Annotated in this window: 19 protein-coding genes, 2 tRNA genes and 3 rRNA genes; 3 read left to right on the top strand and 21 right to left on the bottom strand. The window is 45.2% G+C overall.

The window, feature by feature from the left end:
- Positions 1-3,210, bottom strand: coding sequence for a carbamoyl-phosphate synthase large subunit (gene carB, locus ACMXYT_RS01770; protein WP_415911779.1), 3,210 nt, complete (start codon positions 3,208-3,210; stop codon positions 1-3).
- A 101-nt stretch (positions 3,211-3,311) separates the two neighbouring features.
- The gene (gene carA / locus ACMXYT_RS01765) at positions 3,312-4,445 is read right to left on the bottom strand and encodes a glutamine-hydrolyzing carbamoyl-phosphate synthase small subunit (protein WP_415883298.1); all 1,134 of its coding nucleotides are present in this window, start codon (positions 4,443-4,445) and stop codon (positions 3,312-3,314) included.
- 288 nt (positions 4,446-4,733) lie between these two features.
- On the opposite strand from carA, the gene ACMXYT_RS01760 reads away from it, so the two are divergent.
- Complete coding sequence (locus ACMXYT_RS01760; protein WP_415911778.1) at positions 4,734-6,704, top strand: methyl-accepting chemotaxis protein; 1,971 nt, start codon at positions 4,734-4,736, stop codon at positions 6,702-6,704.
- 46 nt (positions 6,705-6,750) lie between these two features.
- On the opposite strand, the gene ACMXYT_RS01755 is transcribed toward ACMXYT_RS01760, so the two are convergent.
- From ACMXYT_RS01755 to ACMXYT_RS01705, 11 genes are all read right to left on the bottom strand, one after another.
- Positions 6,751-7,554 (bottom strand): substrate-binding periplasmic protein, encoded by an 804-nt coding sequence (locus ACMXYT_RS01755; RefSeq protein ID WP_415911777.1) that lies wholly within the window; start codon positions 7,552-7,554, stop codon positions 6,751-6,753.
- A gap of 304 nt (positions 7,555-7,858) precedes the next feature.
- Positions 7,859-7,974: ribosomal RNA gene (rrf, locus tag ACMXYT_RS01750) — 5S ribosomal RNA — on the bottom strand.
- A gap of 142 nt (positions 7,975-8,116) precedes the next feature.
- Positions 8,117-11,002 (bottom strand): 23S ribosomal RNA (locus ACMXYT_RS01745).
- Between the two features lie 216 nt (positions 11,003-11,218).
- Positions 11,219-11,294, bottom strand: a tRNA-Ala gene (locus ACMXYT_RS01740).
- Positions 11,295-11,317: 23 nt separating this feature from the next.
- A tRNA-Ile gene (locus ACMXYT_RS01735) sits at positions 11,318-11,394 on the bottom strand.
- A 68-nt stretch (positions 11,395-11,462) separates the two neighbouring features.
- Positions 11,463-13,002 (bottom strand): 16S ribosomal RNA (locus ACMXYT_RS01730).
- Together the 16S, 23S and 5S rRNA genes with 2 tRNA genes alongside form the textbook arrangement of a ribosomal RNA operon.
- Before the next feature lie 622 nt (positions 13,003-13,624).
- Positions 13,625-14,230, bottom strand: coding sequence for a Yip1 family protein (locus ACMXYT_RS01725; protein ID WP_415883295.1), 606 nt, complete (start codon positions 14,228-14,230; stop codon positions 13,625-13,627).
- A gap of 134 nt (positions 14,231-14,364) precedes the next feature.
- Positions 14,365-15,258 carry a heme o synthase gene (gene cyoE, locus ACMXYT_RS01720; RefSeq protein ID WP_415911776.1) on the bottom strand — a complete coding sequence of 298 codons (894 nt, stop codon included), beginning with the start codon at positions 15,256-15,258 and terminating at the stop codon, positions 14,365-14,367.
- Complete coding sequence (locus tag ACMXYT_RS01715; protein ID WP_415911775.1) at positions 15,251-16,252, bottom strand: COX15/CtaA family protein; 1,002 nt, start codon at positions 16,250-16,252, stop codon at positions 15,251-15,253. The genes cyoE and ACMXYT_RS01715 overlap by 8 nt, the downstream gene beginning before the upstream one ends.
- 15 nt (positions 16,253-16,267) lie before the next feature.
- A complete protein-coding gene (locus tag ACMXYT_RS01710) occupies positions 16,268-16,738 on the bottom strand; it encodes a hypothetical protein (RefSeq protein WP_415911774.1) in 471 nt (156 codons plus the stop codon).
- Positions 16,731-17,453: an SURF1 family protein gene (locus ACMXYT_RS01705; RefSeq protein WP_415911773.1), complete on the bottom strand. Its 723-nt coding sequence runs from the start codon at positions 17,451-17,453 to the stop codon at positions 16,731-16,733. Before ACMXYT_RS01705 ends, ACMXYT_RS01710 begins: the two co-directional genes overlap by 8 nt.
- Positions 17,454-17,490: 37 nt before the next feature.
- On the opposite strand from ACMXYT_RS01705, the gene ACMXYT_RS01700 reads away from it, so the two are divergent.
- Positions 17,491-17,694 (top strand): twin transmembrane helix small protein, encoded by a 204-nt coding sequence (locus ACMXYT_RS01700; protein WP_415911772.1) that lies wholly within the window; start codon positions 17,491-17,493, stop codon positions 17,692-17,694.
- A 4-nt stretch (positions 17,695-17,698) separates the two neighbouring features.
- Here the strand turns inward: ACMXYT_RS01700 and ACMXYT_RS01695 are convergent, their stop codons facing one another.
- The 7 genes from ACMXYT_RS01695 to ACMXYT_RS01665 all read right to left on the bottom strand — a co-directional run bounded on the left by ACMXYT_RS01695 (position 17,699) and on the right by ACMXYT_RS01665 (position 24,889).
- Positions 17,699-18,583, bottom strand: a complete 885-nt coding sequence (locus ACMXYT_RS01695) for a cytochrome c oxidase subunit 3 (protein ID WP_415893232.1) — start codon at positions 18,581-18,583, stop codon at positions 17,699-17,701.
- Positions 18,580-19,137: a cytochrome c oxidase assembly protein gene (locus ACMXYT_RS01690; protein WP_415911771.1), complete on the bottom strand. Its 558-nt coding sequence runs from the start codon at positions 19,135-19,137 to the stop codon at positions 18,580-18,582. The genes ACMXYT_RS01695 and ACMXYT_RS01690 overlap by 4 nt, the downstream gene beginning before the upstream one ends.
- A 21-nt stretch (positions 19,138-19,158) precedes the next feature.
- Positions 19,159-20,730 carry a cytochrome c oxidase subunit I gene (gene ctaD, locus ACMXYT_RS01685; RefSeq protein ID WP_415899938.1) on the bottom strand — a complete coding sequence of 524 codons (1,572 nt, stop codon included), beginning with the start codon at positions 20,728-20,730 and terminating at the stop codon, positions 19,159-19,161.
- An 8-nt stretch (positions 20,731-20,738) separates the two neighbouring features.
- Positions 20,739-21,848 carry a cytochrome c oxidase subunit II gene (gene coxB, locus ACMXYT_RS01680; protein ID WP_415899937.1) on the bottom strand — a complete coding sequence of 370 codons (1,110 nt, stop codon included), beginning with the start codon at positions 21,846-21,848 and terminating at the stop codon, positions 20,739-20,741.
- A 429-nt stretch (positions 21,849-22,277) separates the two neighbouring features.
- Positions 22,278-23,033 (bottom strand): CDP-diacylglycerol--serine O-phosphatidyltransferase, encoded by a 756-nt coding sequence (gene pssA, locus ACMXYT_RS01675; RefSeq protein ID WP_415899936.1) that lies wholly within the window; start codon positions 23,031-23,033, stop codon positions 22,278-22,280.
- A gap of 68 nt (positions 23,034-23,101) precedes the next feature.
- Complete coding sequence (locus ACMXYT_RS01670) at positions 23,102-23,857, bottom strand: type 1 glutamine amidotransferase (RefSeq protein WP_415899935.1); 756 nt, start codon at positions 23,855-23,857, stop codon at positions 23,102-23,104.
- A 33-nt stretch (positions 23,858-23,890) separates the two neighbouring features.
- The gene (locus tag ACMXYT_RS01665; RefSeq protein ID WP_415899934.1) at positions 23,891-24,889 is read right to left on the bottom strand and encodes a patatin-like phospholipase family protein; all 999 of its coding nucleotides are present in this window, start codon (positions 24,887-24,889) and stop codon (positions 23,891-23,893) included.
- A gap of 152 nt (positions 24,890-25,041) precedes the next feature.
- Here ACMXYT_RS01665 and ilvY point away from each other — a divergent pair, with 152 nt between their 5' ends.
- Complete coding sequence (gene ilvY, locus ACMXYT_RS01660; protein WP_415893225.1) at positions 25,042-25,920, top strand: HTH-type transcriptional activator IlvY; 879 nt, start codon at positions 25,042-25,044, stop codon at positions 25,918-25,920.
- Here the strand turns inward: ilvY and ACMXYT_RS01655 are convergent, their stop codons facing one another.
- Positions 25,921-26,730, bottom strand: a complete 810-nt coding sequence (locus tag ACMXYT_RS01655; protein WP_415899933.1) for a sterol desaturase family protein — start codon at positions 26,728-26,730, stop codon at positions 25,921-25,923. It lies immediately after the preceding gene.
- Between the last annotated feature and the right edge of the window lie 2 nt (positions 26,731-26,732).

The following is a 26,732-nucleotide window of genomic DNA, read 5'->3' as shown; positions in this document are numbered from 1 at the left end:
TTATGCTCCTATATCCTGAACGCGACGAACGTCTTTCTCTTCGCCGTACTGCAGAGCCATAGTAATCGCTTCAGCACCTGCCAATGTAGTGGTATATGGCACTTTATGCTGTAGAGCACTACGACGAATATCAGCTGAATCTTCGATCGCTTTACGGCCTTCAGTTGTATTCACAATGTAAGCAATCTCATCATTCTTGATCATATCAACAATGTTTGGACGACCTTCCATCACTTTGTTTACAACTTCAACCTCAAGACCCTGTTCAGCCATAAGCTTAGCAGTACCGCGAGTAGCCACTAGAGAGAAGCCTAGTTCAGCTAGATCTTTAGCAATCTGCATGGAAGCATCTTTATCAACTTCACGTACAGAGATGAACGCTTTACCCGCTTGCGGCATAGTTTCACCCGCACCGATCTGCGCCTTCATGAACGCTTCACCGAAGGTAGCGCCAACACCCATTACTTCACCAGTAGATTTCATCTCAGGGGATAGAATTGGGTCAACACCTTGGAACTTGTTGAACGGGAATACAGCTTCTTTCACGTTGAACAATGTTGGTACGATCTCTTTAGTGAAACCAAGTTCAGCTAGAGTCTTACCAGTCATTACCTGCGCACCGATTTTCGCTAGAGAAACACCGATACACTTAGAAACAAACGGTACAGTACGGGATGCACGAGGGTTAACCTCGATCACGTAAATTTCACCATCCTGATATGCAAGCTGAGTATTCATTAGGCCAACTACACCTAACTCCAACGCCATCTTACGTACCATCTCACGCATTTCATCTTGAACATCATCAGCAAGACTATACGGAGGGAATGAACATGCAGAGTCACCAGAGTGAACACCCGCTTGCTCGATGTGCTGCATGATTGCACCGATAACTACATCCTTACCGTCGCAAACTGCATCAATATCAACTTCAACCGCTGCATTTAGGAAGTGATCCAATAATACTGGCGCGTCGTTAGATACCTGTACCGCAGTATTCATGTAGCGGCGCAGCTCTTCCTCTTTGTACACGATCTCCATTGCACGACCACCTAGCACATAAGATGGACGAACAACTAGTGGGTAACCCAGCTTATCAGCTTCGATGATCGCTTCTTCTAGAGAACGTACAGTCGCGTTTTCTGGCTGCTTAAGACCAAGGCGCTTCAGCATTTGCTGGAACTGCTCACGGTCTTCTGCACGGTCAATCGCTTCTGGAGAAGTACCAATAATTGGTACGCCAGCCTGTTCAAGCGCAACAGCCAGTTTCAATGGCGTCTGACCACCGTACTGAACGATAACACCTTTTGGCTTCTCAACATTTACGATCTCAAGCACATCTTCCAGTGTGATTGGCTCGAAGAACAGACGATCAGAAGTATCGTAGTCAGTAGAAACAGTCTCAGGGTTACAGTTAACCATGATTGTTTCGAAACCGTCGTCACGCGCTGCAAGTGCTGCGTGTACACAGCAGTAGTCAAACTCGATACCTTGACCGATACGGTTTGGACCACCACCGATAACCATGATTTTGTCACGGTCAGAAGGATTCGCTTCACACTCTTCTTCATAAGAGGAGTACATGTAAGCAGTATCAGACGCGAATTCAGCCGCACATGTATCAACACGCTTATAAACTGGACGCACATCTAGGTTATGACGATGCTTACGGAACTGCTTCTCAGAAACACCAAGGAGAGTTGCCAAGCGCTCATCAGAGAAACCTTTACGCTTAAGACGGAACACAGCATCTTTATCAAGATCGGACATAGCCATCTCAGATACGCGCTGCTCATCTTTGATAATGTCTTCTACTTGAACCAAGAACCAAGGATCAATACCGCTGATCTCGTATAGTTCTTCAACGCTCATACCCATACGGAATGCATCGCCTAGGTACCAGATACGCTCTGCACCCGGCTCTTTCATCTCACGTACAATCGTAGAACGTGCATCTTCACTAGTAATGTCGATGATCGGGTCGAAACCAGTCGCACCAACTTCTAGACCGCGAAGCGCTTTCTGAAGAGATTCCTGCTGAGTACGGCCAATCGCCATAACCTCACCAACAGACTTCATCTGAGTTGTCAGACGATCATTTGCCTGCGGGAATTTCTCGAAAGTGAAACGAGGGATCTTAGTAACAACGTAGTCAATAGATGGCTCGAAAGACGCTGGCGTAGCACCGCCAGTGATATCGTTTTGCAGCTCATCTAATGTGTAACCAATTGCTAGCTTCGCAGCTACTTTTGCAATTGGGAAGCCAGTCGCTTTAGATGCCAAGGCAGAAGAACGAGATACACGAGGGTTCATCTCGATTACTACCATACGACCATCTTTCGGGTTTACACCAAACTGTACGTTAGAACCGCCAGTTTCTACGCCGATTTCACGCAGCACTGCCAAAGAGGCATTACGCATGATTTGATATTCTTTATCAGTAAGCGTTTGCGCTGGTGCAACAGTGATAGAATCACCTGTATGAACACCCATTGCATCGAAGTTCTCGATCGCACAAACGATGATGCAGTTGTCGTTTTTGTCACGAACAACTTCCATCTCGTACTCTTTCCAACCGATCAAAGATTCGTCGATCAACAACTCAGTCGTTGGAGAAAGATCCAGACCACGCTCACAGATCTCGATAAACTCTTCTTTGTTATACGCAATACCACCACCGGTACCACCCATAGTGAAAGAAGGGCGAATGATACATGGGAAGCCTAGCTGCGCTTGAACCTGCAACGCTTCTTCCATACTGTGAGCAATTGCAGCACGTGGGCATTCAAGGCCAATTGCTTTCATCGCCTTATCGAAACGATCACGGTCTTCCGCTTTATCGATAGTGTCAGCGTTGGCACCGATCATCTCAACGCCATGTTTTTCAAGAACGCCTTCACGCTCAAGATCCAAAGCACAGTTTAATGCAGTCTGACCACCCATTGTAGGTAGAAGTGCATCAGGCTTTTCTTTGGCGATAATCTTTTCTACTGTCTTCCAGTTGATTGGCTCAATGTAAGTTGAGTCAGCCATCGCTGGATCAGTCATAATGGTTGCAGGGTTAGAGTTAACCAGAATGACGCGGTAACCTTCTTCACGCAAAGCTTTACAAGCTTGTGCGCCAGAATAGTCGAATTCACATGCCTGACCGATAACAATCGGGCCAGCACCAAGAATCAAAATACTTTTTAAGTCCGTACGTTTTGGCATCGGTAATAAACCAGTCGTATCAGTTAATAACTGCGGCAGGCGGCTAATTCACACCTGCCTTGTATCGTTTCAAAAGCCTGTAAACTCAGGCCGAACTGCGATTAAGCTTTCGCAGCCTTCATATCTTCGATGAAGCGATCAAATAGAGGCGCTACATCGTGTGGGCCTGGGCTAGCTTCAGGGTGGCCCTGGAAACTAAATGCCGCACGATCTGTTCTCTCAATACCCTGCAAAGAGCCATCAAACAGAGACTTATGCGTAGCACGCACATTTTCTGGAAGCGCATCTTCGTCAACAGCAAAACCGTGGTTTTGAGAGGTAATCATCACTTGCTTGCCATCCAAATCTTGAACTGGGTGGTTAGCACCGTGGTGACCAAACTTCATTTTTACTGTCTTAGCACCAGAAGCCAACGCTAGTAGCTGATGGCCCAAGCAGATACCAAATACAGGTAGATCTGTTTTGCAGATCTCTTCAATTGCAGCAATTGCGTAATCACATGGTTCTGGATCACCAGGGCCATTAGATAGGAATACGCCATCTGGATTCATCGCAAGCACTTCTGCAGCTGGTGTTTTTGCAGGAACAACCGTTAGGCGGCAACCGCGTTCAACCAACATGCGCAAAATATTGCGTTTCACACCGTAGTCATATGCAACAACATGAAACTCTTGATCTGCTGCAGTTTTATCTTCATGGCCTTGGCCTAGCTTCCAAGTAGAAGAAGTCCACTCGTATGTCTCTTCAGTTGTAACAACTTGAGCAAGATCCATACCTTTTAGACCTGGGAACGATTTAGCTTCTGCTAGCGCTTTAGCTTCATCAATATCACCGGCCATGATGCAACCGTTAAGAGAACCCTTTTCACGCAAAATGCGTGTTAAACGTCGTGTATCAATATCAGCGATACCAACGATATTGTTATCCTTAAGATAATCATCAAGGTTCTTTTCATTACGGAAGTTACTCGCAACCAATGGAAGGTCACGAATGACTAAACCAGCAGCCCACGTGCGAGAAGATTCTTCATCTTCCGTATTGGTGCCAGTATTACCAATATGTGGATATGTCAGGGTAACAATCTGACGGCAGTATGATGGATCCGTTAGGATCTCCTGGTAACCCGTCATAGAGGTATTAAATACAACCTCGCCGCTAGACAGACCGTCTGCGCCAATGGCTACGCCCTTGAAAATGCTTCCGTCTTCAAGAGCAAGAATGGCTGGTCTCGCCAATTGAACCTCCCCGCGTAAATGCGCAACAACAAAAATCAGAAACGATACGTGCAAAAAAGCGAGGTAAAACCTGAAGTTAACCTCGCTTTTTTGTTTTAGAAACCTGTGTGTAAATTTTGCCTTAGGCAAAACGACTGCATTCTATGCCAAATTCGCCAATCTGTCCATCACACTCAATAAAAAGAGTTATGTAACAAACGGTCAATTAACACATCTGTCACATTATTGAAGTAAAAAGCACTGCAAGAAACTGTATCAAACACCGCTCTCATAAACATAAGGCCTCTTATGAAGATTTCGACAATTACACGCATTGCGAGCATAACATTAGCCCTAATCGTAATTTTATTGGCTACCGCTATTTTTTGGTCCTTAGAACGCCTAGATTCCGCCTTCAAAATGAAAGACAACTATCATGGCTACATTAATGAAATCTACATAAAGCTAGAACAGCCTGTCTCAAAGTATTTGATTACAGGGGACGCGACATTACTAACGACACTAGAAAAGAATCTTGAAGCCCTTTCAAAAAGCACACAAAGAAACTTACCAGAAGAGATACAAGCTGGCGTTCTAGGTCAATTAAAGAACATAAAGGATAAAACTCTCACCGAAATGCGCGCCGCCGGCAAACTTGCACGACCAGAAGTATTACTCATACATAATGAAAGAGAATTAAACGACGCCATACAATCCGTCAAAGAATATGCAGACAAAGCAAGTTACGATCAAAACCATATCAAGAATAGTTATGTAGATTTACTATTTAGCCTGCAAAAAAACACTGCTCTACTCAGCCACAGCCGCCAAAGCTACTTTGAAAAAAACAAAAACGAGAGTCTACAACAGATTCAATTTATCCTATCTGAACTTAAGAAAGACGCAGAAGCAATTAGTAAGCTTGATCGACTCGGCATATTCAAAGAAGCAGAAGATGAAGATGACCTCTCCTCTTTACTAGGCCTTGCAATTGAAATTGCGAGCGATAACGACAAAGAAGAGATTGGCGATGAACCTATAGCAAACATTAAAGATCTTGTTAATCGCTACCCCAAAGAACTTCAAAATGCGAAAAAGTTCAGTCAACAAAAAACTGAATCAAGCTCTGCTGCACAGAAAAATGTGGCTAATTTAGAACACTCAGTGGCAAGCATTTCAAGCAATATCGCAGATAGACATGAGGACATTCAGTTTTCGGTATATCTAATCATGACAATTTGCACCGTTCTGATTATTGCAACTGGCATATCCATGAACATATTACTTCGTAAATTAGGCAGCATCCTGATCGCAACAACGGAGTATATAGATCAACTGTCACATGGAAAATTTAGCAGCAACATTCAAATAGACTCAAGACTAACCGAAGCCGAAACGCTCAATAGCGCTATAGACAGACTGCAATGCTTCTTCAAAGAATTCCTTATGGATATCCAGCAGGAAACAAACAATTTAAGACAACTCCAAAACAGCGCCATAACAGAAGCAACACAGCTAGAAAACACAGTACAACAGCAACAAGCAGCCACTGAAAATGCTGTAGTACAAATTACACAGCTAAACAGCTCATTTACTGAAGTAGCAACAAGAGCAACACAGAGTAGCTCAGCAACACTAGAAGCCTCGCAACTGGCAAATAAAGGTTATGAACAAATTAAAGCTACGGGTGATCATATAGATAAGTTAAACAATGAAATTGCAGCAACATCAGAATCACTGAACGCGTTACAAGAAGATTCTATTGCCATACAAAATGTACTCGGTGTAATCCAAGGCTTCGCAGAACAAACCAACTTATTGGCCTTAAACGCAGCAATAGAAGCGGCTCGAGCAGGGGAAACAGGTCGCGGGTTTGCTGTAGTAGCAGACGAAGTGAGAAACCTTGCAGCAAACACCGCAAAATCAGCAGATGAAATTCAAAGAATCACAACCCGTTTAAATCAAACGACCGAGCAAACTGTTGAGAAGATGGGTATCCAACAAAGAGCTGCAACCGACACTGTAAATCTTGCAAAAGACGCTCAAGAAGCAATTAAAATCATTAGAAACTCAATCAGTGAAATTAACGATATGAGTGTTTTAATAGCATCGTCAACAGAAGAGCAAACCTCTGTAACCTCAGAAATAGCAGATACAATTGAGACAACCAATACATTAAGCCAACACACAAAATCTGCAGCTGAAACAAATAAACAACAAGCAGAGCAGCTATCATTTGCGAGCGAACAATTAACCGCAGTAATTTCAAAACTACATTAACAAATAAAAAGCCCGGCTAATGCCGGGCTTTTTACAATTAACCACACTACTTTGCAGAAAACTCATTCCAGTTTTTAAGACTTACTGTTAAAGCATTAGCCATAAAACCATCTATCTCCATATCCCTTATTGCTTTAGCTAACATCCCTCTTAAAGCACCTGTGTTGCATTTAGATTTATGTGAAACAGTAAGATACAAACCCTCACTACTAATAGCTGGGTCTAGCACTTCAAGATCTGATTTATAGCCAAGCAAGTCAGCATAAGCCAATCCTGGGTTCTGCTCATACAACGCGTAGTCAGCTCTTGACCGTTTAATCATCAGGAACGCCTGTTTAAGAGACGCAACATACTGCAAATTCAAATTAGCCTTGGCGTACTCATCAAACTCTTGACCAAAACTATTGTTTATTACAGTTACACCCGACCTTCCAATAAGGTCTTCTCGCTTATCGTATACAAGACCAGACCCTTTACGCCGCCAAACAACACTCTTTGTATTGAGGAAAGCTGGATAAACATAATCCATATACTGGTTTCGAGGGATCGTATAAAAAGCCCCAGCCATCAAATCAATCCTGCCGGAACGAAGCATATCCTGCGCTCTGGCCCATGAACCGACATCCTGAAGTTGAATCTCAACACCCAAGCGCTTACCTAGCTCATCCATAATCAAACGATTCGCACCTAACAGATCGGTACTGCCATCATCAGCACGCCAAAGATACGGTGGGTATTCTGAATTCCCTGTCGCCGTTAAAACCTTACACTCTTCTGCTTGCAAAGAAGCAGAGATAACAGCCATTAATGACATAACACAACAATTAAAATAGAACTTAACGCTCTTCATTACCAACACCTTTCGCCTCTATAAGACCGAATCCTCAGAAGCAGTATAGATACAAGGATGATTAAGCAGCAAGTTTCTTAGCTTCGATGGATGCAAAGGACAGCGAAGGACAGCGAAGGACAGCGAAGGACAGCTGTTCAGTTTAGTATTAGGATTAATTAAGACAACTCACCCTTACGGACTTATCTGCTTTTACTTGTTTTTATCCGCTCCAAGCAGCGCCTATCCGCTCTTAACCGTATTTTATTGCCCACAACGAAAAAACCCCGATCACAGCGTGACCGGGGTTTTCTCTTAATTAAATGCTTGGCGATGACCTACTCTCACATGGGGAAGCCCCACACTACCATCGGCGATGTTGCGTTTCACGTCTGAGTTCGGGATGGATTCAGGTGGTTCCACAACTCTATGGTCGCCAAGCAAAACTGTTACAACTTAGATCTGATTCTTCTTTTATTTGATCAAGATAGTTTATCGACTGTAGCTTAACTACGCGCTAATTCGTTACTCTCTATCGTCTTACATATCTTACAAGTCACTTGCCAAACGCCTTGGGCGTTATATGGTCAAGCCTCACGGGCAATTAGTATTGGTTAGCTCAACGCCTCACAGCGCTTCCACACCCAACCTATCAACGTCGTAGTCTTCAACGGCCCTTTAGGGGAATCAAGTTCCCAGTGAGATCTCATCTTGAAGGAGGCTTCCCGCTTAGATGCTTTCAGCGGTTATCCCGTCCGAACGTAGCTACCCGGCAATGCAATTGGCATCACAACCGGTACACCAGAGGTTCGTTCACTCCGGTCCTCTCGTACTAGGAGCAACTCTTCTCAAATCTCAAACGCCCACGGCAGATAGGGACCGAACTGTCTCACGACGTTCTAAACCCAGCTCGCGTACCACTTTAAATGGCGAACAGCCATACCCTTGGGACCGGCTTCAGCCCCAGGATGTGATGAGCCGACATCGAGGTGCCAAACACCGCCGTCGATGTGAACTCTTGGGCGGTATCAGCCTGTTATCCCCGGAGTACCTTTTATCCGTTGAGCGATGGCCCTTCCATACAGAACCACCGGATCACTAGAACCTACTTTCGTACCTGCTCGACGTGTCTGTCTCGCAGTCAAGCACCCTTCTACTCTTGCGCTCATTGCATGATTTCCGACCATGCTGAGGGTACCTTCGTGCTCCTCCGTTACTCTTTGGGAGGAGACCGCCCCAGTCAAACTACCCACCACACAATGTCCCCGATCCCGCTTAGGGAACTGGGTTAGAACCTCAACATTACCAGGCTGGTATTTCAAAGGTGGCTCCACCTGAACTGGCGTCCAAGTTTCAAAGCCTCCCAGCTATTCTACACAAGTAATGTCAAAGTCCACTGTGAAGCTGTAGTAAAGGTTCACGGGGTCTTTCCGTCTAGCCGCGGGTAAACTGCATCTTAACAGCTATTTCAATTTCACTGAGTCTCGGGTGGAGACAGTGTGGCCATCGTTACGCCATTCGTGCAGGTCGGAACTTACCCGACAAGGAATTTCGCTACCTTAGGACCGTTATAGTTACGGCCGCCGTTTACCGGGGCTTCGATCAAGAGCTTCGCACAAGTGCTAACCCCATCAATTAACCTTCCGGCACCGGGCAGGCGTCACACCCTATACGTCCTCTTTCGAGTTTGCAGAGTGCTATGTTTTTAATAAACAGTCGCAGCCACCTGGTATCTTCGACCGGCCTCAGCTTAGGGAGCAAGTCCCATCACCAAAACCGGCGCACCTTCTCCCGAAGTTACGGTGCCATTTTGCCTAGTTCCTTCACCCGAGTTTTCTCATACGCCTTAGTATTCTCTACCTGACCACCTGTGTCGGTTTAGGGTACGGTTAGTCATAACCTGAAGCTTAGAGGATTTTCCTGGAAGCATGGCATCAACTACTTCAGTCCATAAAGGACCTCGTCATCGGTTCTCGGTCTTAAGGACCCGGATTTGCCTAAGTCCTCAACCTACTACCTTAAACGCGGACAACCAACGCCGCGCTAGCCTAGCCTTCTCCGTCCCCCCATCGCAGTTATGAGCAGTACAGGAATATTAACCTGTTTCCCATCGGATACGCTCTTCAGCCTCTCCTTAGGGGCCGACTCACCCTACCTCGAATAGCGTTGGATAGGAACCCTTGGTCTTCCGGCGGGGAGGGTTTTCACCTCCCTTATCGTTACTCATGTCAGCATTCGCACTTCTGATACCTCCACGGTGCCTTACAGCTTCCGCTTCAACAGCTTACAGAACGCTCCTCTACCATGCACAAAGTGCATCCGTAGCTTCGGTGTTATGCTTAGCCCCGTTATATCTTCCGCGCGGGCCGACTCGACTAGTGAGCTATTACGCTTTCTTTAAAGGGTGGCTGCTTCTAAGCCAACCTCCTAGCTGTCTAAGCCTTCCCACATCGTTTCCCACTTAGCATAAACTTTGGGACCTTAGCTGACGGTCTGGGTTGTTTCCCTTTCCACGACGGACGTTAGCACCCGCCGTGTGTCTCCCGTGATTGAACTCATGGGTATTCGGAGTTTGCATCGGGTTGGTAAGTCGGGATGACCCCCTAGCCGAAACAGTGCTCTACCCCCCATGGTTAGACACGAGGCACTACCTAAATAGTTTTCGAGGAGAACCAGCTATCTCCGAGTTTGATTAGCCTTTCACTCCTATCCACAAGTCATCCGCTGGCTTTTCAACGACAGTCGGTTCGGTCCTCCAATGCATGTTACTGCATCTTCAACCTGCCCATGGATAGATCACTCGGTTTCGGGTCTACTCCTAGCGACTGGACGCCCTATTAAGACTCGGTTTCCCTACGGCTCCGCAAATGCTTAACCTTGCCACTAAAAGTAAGTCGCTGACCCATTATACAAAAGGTACGCAGTCACCGTCCGAAAACGGCTCCCACTGCTTGTACGTACACGGTTTCAGGGTCTATTTCACTCCCCTCACAGGGGTTCTTTTCGCCTTTCCCTCACGGTACTGGTTCACTATCGGTCAGTCAGGAGTATTTAGCCTTGGAGGATGGTCCCCCCATATTCAGACAGCGTTTCACGTGTGCCGTCCTACTCGATTTCACTTTAAAAGACCTTTCACATACGGGGCTATCACCCACTATGGCCACACTTTCCAGAGTGTTCTGTTAAATCTAATAAAGCTTAAGGGCTGGTCCCCGTTCGCTCGCCGCTACTTAGGGAATCTCGGTTGATTTCTTTTCCTCTGGGTACTTAGATGTTTCAGTTCCCCAGGTTCGCCTCTAATAACCTATGTATTCAGTTAAAAGATACCTATAAATAGGTGGGTTTCCCCATTCGGAAATGTCCGGATCAAAGGTTGTTTACCACCTCCCCGAACCTTATCGCAGGTTACAACGTCCTTCATCGCCTCTGACTGCCAAGGCATCCACCGTGCACGCTTAGTCACTTGACCATATAACCCGAAGGCGTCTGGAATCACAGTAACTTGTATTGCTAGTAACGATAGATTTCGCCGAATTGGCGCATGCAGTAAAACTACATGTCTTAAATCTAAATCAAATGAATCAAATCCAAATTGTTAAAGAGCGTTTAAAGCAAAAAAGCTTTAAAAGATAATGTCTTAACCGACAATATGTTTTAAAACTCTTCCTTCTCATCCTTAGGATGATGGTGGAGCTATGCGGGATCGAACCGCAGACCTCCTGCGTGCAAAGCAGGCGCTCTCCCAGCTGAGCTATAGCCCCAAAGAAAACAGTAAGGCTATTATTGGTAGGCCTGAGTGGACTTGAACCACCGACCTCACCCTTATCAGGGGTGCGCTCTAACCAGCTGAGCTACAAGCCTACACCGTTGCTCTTAACTTCTCTGATCAGATAATTCGTGTGAACGCTTGCCGAGAATCGGCTTTCGTTTAAGGAGGTGATCCAGCCCCAGGTTCCCCTAGGGCTACCTTGTTACGACTTCACCCCAGTCATGAACCACACCGTGGTAACCGCCCTCCCGAAGGTTAAGCTAGCTACTTCTGGTGCAATCCACTCCCATGGTGTGACGGGCGGTGTGTACAAGGCCCGGGAACGTATTCACCGCGACATTCTGATTCGCGATTACTAGCGATTCCGACTTCATGGAGTCGAGTTGCAGACTCCAATCCGGACTACGACCGGTTTTCTGAGATTAGCTTACCCTCGCAGGTTCGCGGCCCTCTGTACCGGCCATTGTAGCACGTGTGTAGCCCAACTCGTAAGGGCCATGATGACTTGACGTCGTCCCCACCTTCCTCCGGTTTGTCACCGGCAGTCTCCTTAGAGTTCCCACCCGAAGTGCTGGCAAATAAGGACAAGGGTTGCGCTCGTTACGGGACTTAACCCAACATTTCACAACACGAGCTGACGACAGCCATGCAGCACCTGTCTCAGAGTTCCCGAAGGCACGAAACTATCTCTAGTAACTTCTCTGGATGTCAAGAGTTGGTAAGGTTCTTCGCGTTGCGTCGAATTAAACCACATGCTCCACCGCTTGTGCGGGCCCCCGTCAATTCATTTGAGTTTTAACCTTGCGGCCGTACTCCCCAGGCGGTCTACTTATCGCGTTAGCTGCGCCACTAAAAGATCAAGTCTCCCAACGGCTAGTAGACATCGTTTACGGCGTGGACTACCAGGGTATCTAATCCTGTTTGCTCCCCACGCTTTCGCACCTCAGTGTCAGTATCGGTCCAGGTAGTCGCCTTCGCCACTGGTGTTCCTTCCTATATCTACGCATTTCACCGCTACACAGGAAATTCCACTACCCTCTACCGTACTCTAGATTAGCAGTATCAGGTGCAGTTCCAAGGTTGAGCCCTGGGCTTTCACATCTGACTGACCAATCCACCTACGCGCGCTTTACGCCCAGTAATTCCGATTAACGCTCGCACCCTCCGTATTACCGCGGCTGCTGGCACGGAGTTAGCCGGTGCTTCTTCTGCAGTTAACGTCACAGCTAGCAGGTATTAACTACTAACCTTTCCTCACTGCTGAAAGTGCTTTACAACCCTAGGGCCTTCTTCACACACGCGGCATGGCTGCATCAGGCTTGCGCCCATTGTGCAATATTCCCCACTGCTGCCTCCCGTAGGAGTCTGGACCGTGTCTCAGTTCCAGTGTGGCTGATCATCCTCTCAGACCAGCTAGAGATCGTCGCCTTGGTGAGCCATTACCTCACCAACTAGCTAATCTCACGCAGGCTCATCCAATAGTGCAAGGTCCGAAGATCCCCTGCTTTCCCCCGTAGGGCGTATGCGGTATTAGACCAAATTTCTCTGGCTTATCCCCCGCTACTGGGTAGATTCCTACGCGTTACTCACCCGTCCGCCACTCGTCATCAACTAGCAAGCTAGTCATGTTACCGTTCGACTTGCATGTGTTAGGCCTGCCGCCAGCGTTCAATCTGAGCCATGATCAAACTCTTCAGTTTAAATCATTTGTGTTACCAGGAATGTGGTAACGGGCTCTAGTACTAAACAACCGGATAACATTCTTAAGAACGTTAAACCTTTGTAAATCGCTTTAAATGAATTCACTTGGTTGCTTGTCTAGAAAAAGTTTGCTTCTTCTCAACAAGCGCCCACACGAATTATCTGATCAAATTGTTAAAGAGCGTTGCTTTTTTGACTCTCCGCTGACTCAGCGTTTCGTCTCAAGCGAGGCGCATATTCTACTGTGCGCTCATTCAAAGTCAACCGTTTATTTTGCAATTTTGTAAAAAGCTTTTACTCAGCAACCGGACTTTGAATCCTGCTCCGTAAGAAATCTTAAAAACCAATGTTTTCAATCACTTACTAAGCACCTCACTCAGCTCTGCAGCCCCTTTAAAAGCGGCCTCCCTAAGCAAGGACGGCGAATTCTACAGACATCTGAAAAAGGGTCAACACCCAATCTCAAAAAAAGTGAAAAAAGATGAAAAAAACTTACAAAACACCCAAAATCGATCAAGGACTAATCAGGCATGGTTATTACTTATACAACAAACAAGAAAGGCGCTTACTATTTTGCTTAAGCGCCTTCCATTCCGGACTTATTTATGGCCTATAAAGCCATTACACCGGAATATAATTTAGTGGAATCACCGTACCCCATAGAATTACAGAAGCAACGATAATACCCACTAGTGTACAGAGTCCCACTGTCAGGATAGAGGTCGAAAACAGAAAGGCTCTCTCTTCAGGTATTTTCATTATTACTGGCACACCTATATAGAGTAGGTAGACCGTGTAACAAATTGCGAATAAGCCAACTGTCACATTAAACCAGAGCAATGGATACAACGCAGATAAACCTGCTAAGAACATTGGAGTCGCCGTGTAAGTTGCTAGCGATAGGCAATCATCAAATGAAACATTGCCACCATAGTTCTTCTCCATCCAATGAATGGCCCATGTTATAAACCCAACTCCAACCCACATTGCAAAGTAAAATGCGATTGCAGCAGGCAAGGCGCTCATTGCATCTAGCTTCACATATTCAGAACCTGCAATACTCCAACCTATTTGGGTTGTCCCGATGAACATTGAGATTGCTGGTATGGCAGCCAGAATACTTATTTGTTGCATATATATATGCGACGCGCTGTAGTGCTCTTTTCTTATTTGACCCCACTCCTCTTTTGGGTGGTACATTATTCCCATCATATGCTGAATAAACATGATGCATCCCCTCGTTTAATTTAGGTGCAGCACCAATCCATTAGCGCTACATCAATTAACTTCTTGCTTCATTACTGATTTTCTCTCCGTTTCCACAGGTTTCAGGAACTTTAAGTCTTAAACAATGCTGTTTTTCATATCATGTAGTGATCTACAAGTAATGCTACAAATAACAGCATGATGTAATTGATACTGTATTTAAAAAGTAACATGGGTGACTGACTTGGCTCTGTCCACAAGCAAGCAACCCTGTATAAAAATTTAATATTTAGTACTAAAACCAAAATTAGATAGATCGCTCCACTCATTCCCGTCATAACTGGGAATAACGTTGTTGCCACCATCAACAAGCTATATAGCATGATCTGCAAACGGGTATACGAAACACCATGGGTAACAGGCAGCATTGGTATACCTGCTTTTGCATAATCTTCTTTACGAGCTATACACAGAGCCCAAAAGTGCGGAGGTGTCCAAGCAAAGATAATAAGCACAAGTAGCAACGCGTTCGGTTCTATCGAGCCTGTTATAGCGGTCCAGCCTAATAGCGGTGGTGCTGCACCGGCTATACCGCCTATTACAATATTCTGGGGTGTCGCTCTTTTCAGCCATACAGTATAGACCACCGCATAACCCATTAACGCCGCCACTGTTAACCATGCAGTCAGTGCATTAACCCAGAAGACCAAGATTGCAATTCCTGATACACCAAGAACAGCTGCGAATAACAGTGCTTGTAGCGGACTTAATTTACCTTGAGGTAAAGGCCGCCTTCTCGTCCGAGCCATTTTTTCATCGATCTTACGATCCATGATGTGATTGACCGCTGCTGCTGAACCTGCAGCCATACCAATACCAACGAGGCCTAATAACACATTACTGATCGGTGGAAATTCCTGCACTGCCAGAAACATACCCACAGCGGCAGTAACCAGCATAACGACGACAACCTTAGGCTTACATAAAACCAGATAATCGCGCCAAGAAACCTCTTCTGTACGAATGCTTACTAATTCTTGGTTATCCATGATTCACCTCTACAGTCCGTAGCCGCAGCTCATAAATTTTTAACAGAACCAACAATAATCCAACCGCCACTGCATGGTGCCCAATAGCTAACAATTCAGGCACTGCATAAATAGCGTTTAATCCACCCAGCAATATCTGGATCGATAACAAGGCTAACAACCCATATAGCCAACTTCGCATATATATCTGTCGATGCAGCTTAACCACTAGCCAAACACACACGATCAAAACCACCAGCGCACCGATTCTATGCCCCTGCTGAATCGCTACACGTGCATCTAATGGCAGCAAACCACCTTGATAATTTGGGCCAATAGTTTCCGTAAGATTAAAACCTCTCGTAAAATCGCTGTCGGCATTCTCGCCCATGCTACAACTTAGCCAATGACCACAAGCTGGCCCTGCATAGTTTGAGCTGGTCCAACCACCCAACACTATCTGCAGCAACAAAGCAGCCAAAGCATACTTGATCCACTTACTGCATTTAGTCTTTTGCTTTTTCACTCCAGCCATCAATGTTTTCACTTTGCTTCTGAGCACATAGATACCTGTTAACGTCAGCACTCCCCCTAACAGATGCAAAGTCACTACTGGCGGATAAAGCTTTAATGTGACCGTCCACATTCCAAATACAGCCTGTACTGTGACTAACAAGAGCAAGCCATAACTTAAATAGACCGGATATGTTTGCACTCGGCTCAACCTATAGGCACAAAAAGCCAAAGCAGCTATTACCAAGCCTAAAGATCCCGCTAAATAACGATGGCCCATTTCTAGTACTGTTTTACCAAGTTCTATCGGTGTATCAGGGTAAACATTCTGTGCTTCAGTCAAAGCTGTCTGGTCAGTAGGCATCACCATATAACCATAACACCCAGGCCAGTCAGGGCAGCTTAGTCCCGCATGGTTAATTCGAGTCCACGCTCCTAACAACACAACACAGAGCGCAAGCATTAGTGCCACATTACTTAACCGCCATATCAGCTTTAACATTAATCCCCCCGTGGCTTATCCAATCCGGGACATTTTCAACAGCTTGCGCAGATCTTTAAGAATCAGACTCGGCTCATCTGATAATGTATATCGCAGCACCATATTGCCTAACGGGTCGACTACCCATATTGCCGTTCCTAACTTTCCAAACTCATTTTTATCTAGCGAGGTTGCGCCCAGATCAACTTGTAACAACTTTACGCGATCTTGCTCCTTACCTAATGCTGTATGCAGATTGGTCAGCACCTTCGACCATTGCTCGCAACGCTCAACACAATCATCTTGCTTAGTTAACAACAATTGCCACTTACGCTGTTTCAGTTCACTCCCAACCAAATTCAGATCATTTATATGCTGATCGGAAAGTAAAGTACCTGAATGAACGCGTTGCTCTGGAATCATCACCCCCGTAAAAAACATGAAAGAAGCCACCAGCATGGGCACCAAGCCAACCGCCCAAACAAGCCAAAAACTAAACCTATTCATATACGGCCTCCTCTCTTATTTTTAGAGCACTCCAAATCAATAAACATAACAACGCAAATGCCATAGCGAACCATTGAAATGCATAACCCAAATGTTTCTCGGGCTTCATATTCACTACTGGCCAATTTAGATCTAAGCCAGAAATCAGCGGTTCCGTTAGCCTTATTTCCAACGACTCAATATCGGTAACCAACTGAGATGAAATTTTTTCCGCATCCAATTGTTGAATGACCTTAGGCCACCGTTCTTCCGCCAAATCATCACCTGATAAAGCAAAACCTTTCTCAATAACCCTGACACTGCCACTAATCGTTTGCTGACCTTCGGGCAAGACGAGTTCAGGTATTATTCCTCGATCCAGCGAAGCTAAAGCCCAACCAAGATTCACCAATACACTTCGACCGCTATCAGCAATAAATAGAGCAACGACTTCATAACCAGCGCGCCCTTTGCGGACACGATTGTCTAAAAGAAAGTACCGTTCTCGATCGAATACTCCCTTCAAGATAACCGCTTTATAACTCCCTCTTGTCATCTCTTGCTCCAACGGCAATACCTGACTTGGTATTGCTTGTTGCCAGCTATCCAATAGTTCTTGCTTCTGTTCCGCTCTTTCCAACTGCCAAAGTCCCAGTCCGATCAATAATGGCAACAATACAATTCCAGATATCCACAACATCCACTTGAAGGCTGAACTACTCTGAACTTTACTCATAGTTACCTACACAAAGAACAGCTATCAGGTACTGCACATGTCGTTAAAGTTGCTTTTACTACTTCTCTTTATTGCCGTTCTAATCAGTTTATTTTCCGGTCTTTACTTCTTAGTAAGAGATCAAGGCCAATCTCATCGAACCGTTAACTCACTTTTCTTTCGAGTCACCTTTAGCCTCATGATCATCGCGGTACTTATTTACGGCTTCTATACCGGTGAGATTGTTCCTCACGGGCTTTAATCGACTACAAGATATAAACAAATAGAAATAAACCGACCCATACCACATCAACAAAGTGCCAATACCAAGCCACCGCCTCAAAACCAAAATGCTTTTCTGAACTGAAATGTCCTTTGATTACCCGCAACCAAATAATGATCAACATCAGCGTGCCTAAAGTGACATGTAATCCATGAAAACCTGTAAGAATAAAAAAGGTCGCCCCGTATATACCGGCATTAAGCGTTAAGCCTAATTCGTTGTAAGCAAGTACATACTCATAAGCTTGAAAATATAGAAACACACTGCCCAGCAAGACAGTCACAGCTAACCAAAACACCACCCTAGAGCGTTGATCCAACTTAAGTGCTTTATGTGCAAGGGTGACTGTAAAACTCGATGCGATCAGTAAAATGGTATTGAAAAGTGGTATATGCCAAGGATCTATTACCTCTTTAGGACCCGGAAAAGCATTTTGATCTGGTGTAACCATCAAAGGCCACTGTGCCTCAAAGCCTTCCCACAGCATGTTAGAAACACCTTTATCACCTTCACCACCCAGCCAAGGCACTGCTAACGTCCTGACATAAAATAAAGTGCCAAAGAATGCAGCAAAGAACATAACCTCAGAGAAGATAAACCAGCTCATCCCCCAGCGGAATGAGCGATCCATTTGCGGGCTGTATAAGCCTTCACCACTTTCATGGATAACGTTGCTAAACCAGCCCAACAAAATAAGCCCCATTCCCAATGCACCGGCTAATAGAAGAATTAAACCGGCTCCACCAGCCTCTTCTGCGGTAAAGCTATTGATTAAGCTGCCTGCACCGTAAGCCATAAAGAACAAAGCGATCGACGCTAAAATAGGCCAACGACTTTGTTCTGGCACATAGTAAGTTTGAGTACTCATAGAGAGTTCCTCCTCGCAGACAAATTAACTTCCGCTTCTGGTGTGATATCAAATAGGGTGTATGAGAGTGTTACTGTTTTTATGTGCTTAGGAAGCTCTGGCGCGATAGAAACAACCAGCGGCATCGCCTTTAATTCTTTCCCCTTTAGCGGCTGCCGTTCGAAACAGAAACAATTAATTTTTTGCACATAAGGCGCAGCTTCTGAAGGTGAAACCGAAGGGACTGCTTGCGCAATCATGAAGTTATCGGTCAAATTGCGCGCCTTATAGGCTGTTTGATACATCTCCCCAGGCGACAAGATGATAGAAGTCTTTTCTGGTTTAAATCGCCAAGGCATAGATTCGTTGTTAATAGCCACCAGCTGCAATTTTACCTGCCGACTGTTATCCACAACCAAACTCGGCTCCGCTGCAACCAGATCCACTTTGCCGTTTAGCCCCGTGATATCACAAAACACGTCATATAGAGGTACCAACGCGAAGCCGAACCCAAACATAATCAGGGTTCCACTTAACAGTGATAGCACTGTTTTCTTATGTCGTTGCTCTGCCATAACAACCTCTCAAAAGTGCTGTTATTTCACCTCTGGCGGTGTACTAAAGCTGTGATAAGGCGCAGGGGATGGTAGGGTCCACTCTAGACCGTGAGACCCTTCCCATACTTCCGCACTGGCCTGCTTACCCTTACGAATACAGCTCACAATGTTATAAAGGAAAATAAGTTGCGATAGCCCGAAGATAAACGCACCCACTGAGGCGACCGCATTAAAATCGGCAAACTGAAGCGCATAGTCAGGTATACGACGTGGCATACCCGCTAAGCCGATAAAGTGCATAGGAAAGAAGGTGATATTTACCCCGATAAAACTACACCAGAAATGCACTTTACCCATGGTTTCGTTGTAATAATTACCGCACCACTTAGGTAACCAATAATAAGCCCCAGCCATAATGGCAAAGACAGCACCAGGTACTAGGACATAGTGGAAATGGGCAACAACAAAGTACGTGTCGTGGTATTGAAAATCGACCGGAGCGATCGCCAACATCAAGCCTGAAAAACCACCAATGGTGAAAAGCACCACAAATGCGAGTGCAAATAGCATCGGCGTTTCGAACGTCATAGAGCCACGAAACATCGTCGCAACCCAGTTAAAGACTTTAACCCCTGTAGGCACGGCAATCAGCATCGTTGTGAACATAAAGAACAATTCACCAGCCAAAGGTAGGCCGACTGTAAACATGTGATGCGCCCAAACGATGAAGGATAGAATGGCTATAGAAGCTGTGGCATAAACCATCGAGGTATAACCAAACAGCTTCTTCCTTGCGAAAGTCGGAATGATCTCACTGACAATACCGAAAGCAGGCAAGATCATGATGTATACCTCAGGGTGACCAAAGAACCAGAATACATGCTGGAATAACACTGGATCTCCACCCCCAGCAGCATCAAAAAAGCTGGTTCCGAAGTGAATATCCATCAACATCATTGTGACCACACCTGCCAATACCGGCATAACAGCAATCAATAAAAATGCCGTAATTAACCAAGTCCAAACGAAGAGTGGCAACTTCATCATGGTCATACCCGGCGCACGCATATTGAGTATGGTGGCAATAATATTAATAGCCCCCATAATCGAGCTAATCCCCATCATATGTACCGCAAAGATAAAGAAGGTCACGCTCGGCGGTGCATAGGTAGTTGATAACGGCGCATAGAATGTCCAACCAAAATTTGGCGCCCCCCCATCCATAAATAGAGTAGATAGCATCATCGCGAACGCGAAAGGTAAAGTCCAAAAGCTCCAGTTATTCATTCTTGGCAGCGCCATATCTGGAGCACCAACCATAATGGGGATCATCCAGTTGGCTAAGCCGACAAACGCTGGCATAACCGCACCAAAAACCATGATCAGACCATGCATGGTGGTCATCTGATTAAAGAAGTCAGGCTGAATGAGCTGTAAACCCGGCTGAAATAGCTCAGCTCGAATTAGCAATGCCATACATCCGCCAGTAAGGAACATTAAGAAGCTAAACCAGAGATAGAGAGTTCCAATATCTTTATGATTGGTTGTGAATAACCAACGCCCTATACCGGTAGCTGGACCATGATGATGAGAAGCTGCAACCGTATCCATGACCCCTCCTACTCTTTCAACTCAGCAATCTGCGCCGGTGTAACTAGATCACCCACCTTATTACCCCAAGCATTTCGCTCATAAGTAATTACAGCAGCCAGTTCCACAGCCGACAGTTGATCTCTATACGCCTGCATTGCCGTGCCTTTTTTACCATTAAGCACAATATCGATATGAGGCCCCGGCTCACCCAAAGCGATTGGACTGTTTTTCAAAGCGGGGAAAACACCCGGAATTCCCTCACCATTAGCTTGATGGCAGGCCAAACAAGCTTTGCTATAAACCGCCTCCCCTGTTTCCATAAGCTCTGCAAGCGACCAATCTTTTTGCCCTTCAGCTGCTTTTTCTTGATCTGCTTGCCTAACTTCAGCAAGCCAAGCTTCATATTCTTCTGGTGTCTTTACTTCGACCACAATTGGCATAAACCCATGGTCTTTACCGCACAATTCTGCACACTGCCCGCGATAAACACCGGGCTTATCCACAATAGTCCATGCTTCATTTATAAAACCGGGGATCGCATCCTTTTTCACTGCAAGATCAGGCACCCACCAGGAATGAATAACGTCATTGGCGGTCAGTAAAAAGCGTACCTTTTTACCTGCAGGAATCACCAAAGGGTTATCTACTTCAAGCAGATAATGCTCACCTTTAGCTTCTTTGTTGTTGATCTGCTCTCGCGAGGTAGAGAGACTTGAGAAGAAATCGATATCTTCCGCTAGGTACTGATATCGCCATTTCCACTGATAACCTGTAATCTGAATATCAACTTCTGATTCCGAGTTATCGTACATTTTAATTAAGGTTGCCGTTGCTGGAACAGCCATGGCAATCAGGATAACGAAGGGAATTAAGGTCCAAGCAATTTCGACAACAAGGCTTTCATGGAAGTTATGAGCTTTGGCTCCTTTAGACTTGCGATGATAGATCACCGACCAGAGCATCACGCCAAAAACAACGACACCAATAGCCACACAGATCCAGAAAATGATCATGTGCAGGTCATAGACCTCTCGACTGATTTCGGTAACACCTCGGGTGAGATTTACCTCCCAATCAGCCTGGAGGTTATTAGCAAACAATAACAGTGCAACATATCCCGATATTGTTTTTATCATTGCAGCCCCCTTTGCTATACACGCAAAAGAGCCTGTCAGAAACCTCTCACTAAGGGCGTTGTACTTCTATTTCAACGTCGGTAGCGACAGGGTTCGGGCAGGCTCTCTTTTCGCCTGGACTCCGTCCTATCATTTCCGACCAATCCACTTGGTTGTTAACTGCAAGTATAGCAGCGATGAAAATTTTGCAAGTAAGTCATAAGCAAATATGCTCTTTAGACCTTATCCACCAGCATGAATGCACCACTCATCATCACGATAATAAAGAGCAGAAAAATCACCGTATACACAAGAGTTTTAAGGGGACGGCAGTTACAGGGGAAGGGTTTCATAATAATCTCCTTCTATAGGGGCTATTATGAGGTATAGCAGAAAAACGGCCCCTTAAAGGAGCCGTTAAATAAATTCTGAAATGCTTCTATCTGACTCTTAGGCCACAGGCTTCTGCTTAGTTTTTCGCATGACCCACAATAAAGGCCCAGATACTGCGTAAGCCAGAAATAGAATCCATAAAAATGCTGGCGGGCTGATAGAGATAATACCAACAGCCAAGACAATACCCGCCAAGATCAAGAAAGGTACTTTCTCTTTTAGGCTTACGTCTTTAAAGCTGTAATAAAGCACATTGCTCACCATCAAAACACCGACCAAAGCAACAAACGCAGCAATCAAATAGACATAAGCTGATCCATCTATTTCGTATTCAGTCGCAGCCCATACTAAACCGGCTACTGCAGCCGCCGCTGCAGGGCTAGGCAAACCTATAAAGTAACGCTTATCTGTAGAACCTATTTGGGTATTGAAACGAGCCAATCTTAAAGCAGCTCCTGCGACATAGATAAACGCCGCAAACCAACCCAATTTGCCAATATCATCCAATACCCACGAGAACACCACGAGCGAAGGCGCTACACCAAAGGAAACCATATCCGCTAGTGAATCATATTCGGCACCAAATGCACTGGAGGTATTGGTCATACGTGCTACTCGACCATCAAGCCCATCCAACACCATCGAAACAAAGATCGCTATTGCGGCATTTTCAAAGTGCCCATTCATGCTCGCAACAATTGCATAGAACCCTGAAAACAATGCCCCTGTCGTAAATAAATTAGGCAGCAGGTAGATCCCACGGCTACGAGGCTTTATTGGTTCTTGATTATCTTGATTTTGCGGCTCATTCATCGCGATTTTTTATATTCCATAAAATAGAGAAACCCCATTCTACTGTGACCAGCGCTAGGATGCCATTTCTAGAGATCTAGATGATCCTGATCTAAAAGAATTCTATCCACAAACTTGGTTAACAATGCATTAGATTGAGGCGTTTCTTTAGCGGTCGCAAGTACCTGATCAAGATGATCATCTCCATCAGTGTATTTATCTTTGTAAAAGGTCAGTCGCTCAACCAAGATTCGTTTACCAACCTCAGGATGAAATTGAAAAGCCCAGAAAGGCTTATCTTTTACTCTAAATGCATGGATGCATTGCTCTGTGTAAGCAAGGGAAACACAGTTTTTCGGCAGTTCATTTGCGTACTGCTTGTGTACTGAAACTGCATAAAAATTGTCGGGGGTATCGCGAAATATTGGATCCTGCCAAACGCTATGATCAAGCGAGATAGGTATTGTACCCATCTCGAAATCTTTCTCTCGATGCAAGATCTCACCACCAAGCGCTAATACCGCTAACTGAAAACCAAAGCAGGAGGCAAACACTGGTTTGTCGGTTTCTGCACAACGTAAAATGAGCTGCTGACACTGATCTACAAATGGGTAAATGTCTGGAAAAAGTACATTCGCTTCACTGGCACCACCGACTAACAAAGCGTCATAGTTATCAGCAGCAGTATCTGGAAATGTCGGTGTATCAAAGACATTAAGTACATCAAACTGCTCGATATTAAGCCCGCAATATTCAGCAAAACTCTCTAGTTCTTCCCTGCGAACCTGATCTTCATCTCGGATCTGAAGCAGTAACAACTTCAGTTGATTCCGGCTTTTAACCATCTTACACATCCATACCAATTCATTACTCTTGTACTATAAAAACATCGCCTCAATGTCACAACTTGGCTGCTGCCCTATCGCACTGAAGTTTGATCCAACCCACTGTTCTGCAGCATTTCGCCCCTTTTCCTTGAGACCTAAAAGAAACTCCTGCCGAGTATCATATTTGCTGGCTTGTTCCAGACTAGATAACACTTCGCCCGATTCAATCAGATGAAAACGTAGCGCTTTGAACCGCCGCTCCAGACTACTGGAACTGAAAAACTTACCTTTTGCCTGCAGTCGGGTATAGCTGATCGCTCTCATCTCTCGTAAAAAAGTACTTTGAAAACCCAACTCAGTCACACGTTGGTTAATCGCATGAGAGGTCGTCGGGAGATCACGTCCCTGCATAGGCTGAAGCAAAACCATTAAGATATCCTCTTCCTGACAATCAAAGATCAGCGGATACACCGCAGGGTTGCCGGAGAAGCCTCCATCCCAGTAGTAACAATCATCAATTTCAATTGCTTGATGCAACGTTGGTAAACACGCCGAAGCCAAAGCATGCTCCGTGGTCAGTTCATTCTCTCTAAATAGACGAATTTTTCCTGTTGTAACATCGGTAGCAGCTATGAATAACTGTATTGATCCATCATTTCTCAGCATTTCAAAGTCGACAATATCATCCAGCAAACCACGCAATGGATTAATATCGAGCGGGTTAAGGTCGTAAGGCGATAGATAACGCAAGAGATCAAGCATAAACCCTGTCACCGCCGTCATCTGGGAATCGGGCAACTGAGAACCTACCAACTCCGAAGGAGAGTTAAGAGAAACCTTGTGCCAAAATTGGTCTAATAAATCCTTTGCTCCTAAAGCACCATTCAACTGCCAACCATGTGCAAGCAGAATCGCATTCATAGCACCTGCACTAGTTCCGCTGATCGCTTGAGGCTTGATATCTTCTTCAAGTAAACGATCTAAAACGCCCCAAGCAAATGCTCCATGAGCACCACCACCCTGTAATGCCAAATTCAATGACTTTGTCATACGTGCCTCCTGCTGCTTTTGTGCGCCGCACAATAACAACATAGAAAATAGCATAGAAATATGACAAAACTGAACAAAAAATAAGCAGAGACACTCCTATCAGATTAAAAATTGGCATAAAATAAGAGAAACATTCGAAAAAGCGCAACATTATGGATATCAAACAGCTCAAACAATTCGTTCACTTAGCCGAAACCTTACATTTTGGTCGAGCAAGCGAAGCTTCTTACATAAGCCCTTCGGCACTAAGCAGAAGCATCAAGCAGTTAGAAGAAGAAGTCGGCACAGATCTGTTTGAACGAGATAACCGCAGTGTAGCCCTAACGGCAGAAGGCAAAATCTTCTTAGACTATGCCCGTGATTCTCTAGGTCAATGGGATATGGTGCGCACTCAACTGATGGAAAGGTCGGGTGAACTTCAGGGCGAAATAAGCATGTATTGCTCGGTTACCGCCAGTTACAGCTTCCTATTCGATATCTTGAGTGAGTTCCGTACCGACTATCCCAAAATAGAGATCAAGTTACACACCGGGGATCATGAACACGCTATATCCCGGATACTATCAGGAGATGAAGACTTTGCTATTAGCGCCAAACCTGACACTTTACCGGCGGGGATTGCGTTTAAGACGATTGCGATCTCGCCATTACTCTTCATAGCGCCAAAACAGGGACTACAAGGTCAAGACAAACCACCGGTTCGGCCAGATAGCTCCACACCGATGATCCTATCCGAAGCGGGTTTGGCTCGTAAAAGGGTCGATCGCTGGTTTAAAGATCAAGATATAAAACCGATTATCTACGCGCAGGTATCGGGTAACGAAGCGATTGTTAGCATGGTAAGTCTAGGGTTTGGCATAGGGGTTGTACCTGAGATCGTTCTGCAAAACAGCCCACTAGCAAACAGTGTCGAAGTACTCGACATTACACCTAAACTCAAACCCTATGAAGTTGGGATAGTGACTTTAGAGAAAAAACTTAAGAACCCGTTGATCAATGCCTTCTGGTCACAGCTAACTCAAACTAAATAATCACTTTTTAAACGGTAACATCAACATACCACCCAAACGGCAGGAGGTGTTTGGATCATTAAACTCGTTTAATCCAATCTCTACACCTACTCGGCCTTTAGCGGGCTTCTCAATATAAGTCTTACATATTCGATCCCAACAGGATAACGCAAAGCCATAATTACTATCCGTCTCACTGGGAATTTTTGAATGATGCACTCGATGCATATCAGGGGTAACAAACAGCCAACGAATCCCCCCATCTAATAGTTTAGGCAATTGTATATTCGAGTGATTAAACATAGCTGAAGCGTTGAGTAACACTTCAAATAAGATCACCGCAACCACCGCTGGCCCCAGAAGAAACACCATCAACATTTTAATCAGCATCGACAGGACAATTTCAACTGGATGAAATCTAGCCCCCGTGGTCACATCAATATCTGGATCCGCATGATGCATGCGGTGAAAACGCCATAGCAAAGGAACTTTATGAAAGAGAACATGCTGTGCATAAATCAGAAAATCCAAAAGCACTACAGCTAATAAGACCTCCAACCAAATAGGCAAATCCAACCATACAAAAAGCCCAAACCCTTTGGCCTGCGCATATCCAGCAACACCAACAGCAGCTACCGGAAACATAACTCTCAGTAACAAACTATTAAGTACAACTAAACTGAGATTCGATCGCCAGCGAAGCCACTTTTCTTGCAGCAAGGGTCGAAAAGGATGGTTAAACTCCCAGCAGGCCATCAAGGTAAATACACCGAAGAAACAGCTTAAGCGCACGATCGGTTCATTTGCTAACAACCAAGCTGAAAAATTCACTG

Origin of the sequence: Neptuniibacter sp. QD37_11 (assembly GCF_047778105.1) — a bacterium.
Lineage (GTDB): Bacteria > Pseudomonadota > Gammaproteobacteria > Pseudomonadales > Balneatricaceae > Neptuniibacter.
This window is presented reverse-complemented; position numbering and strand designations above follow the sequence as displayed.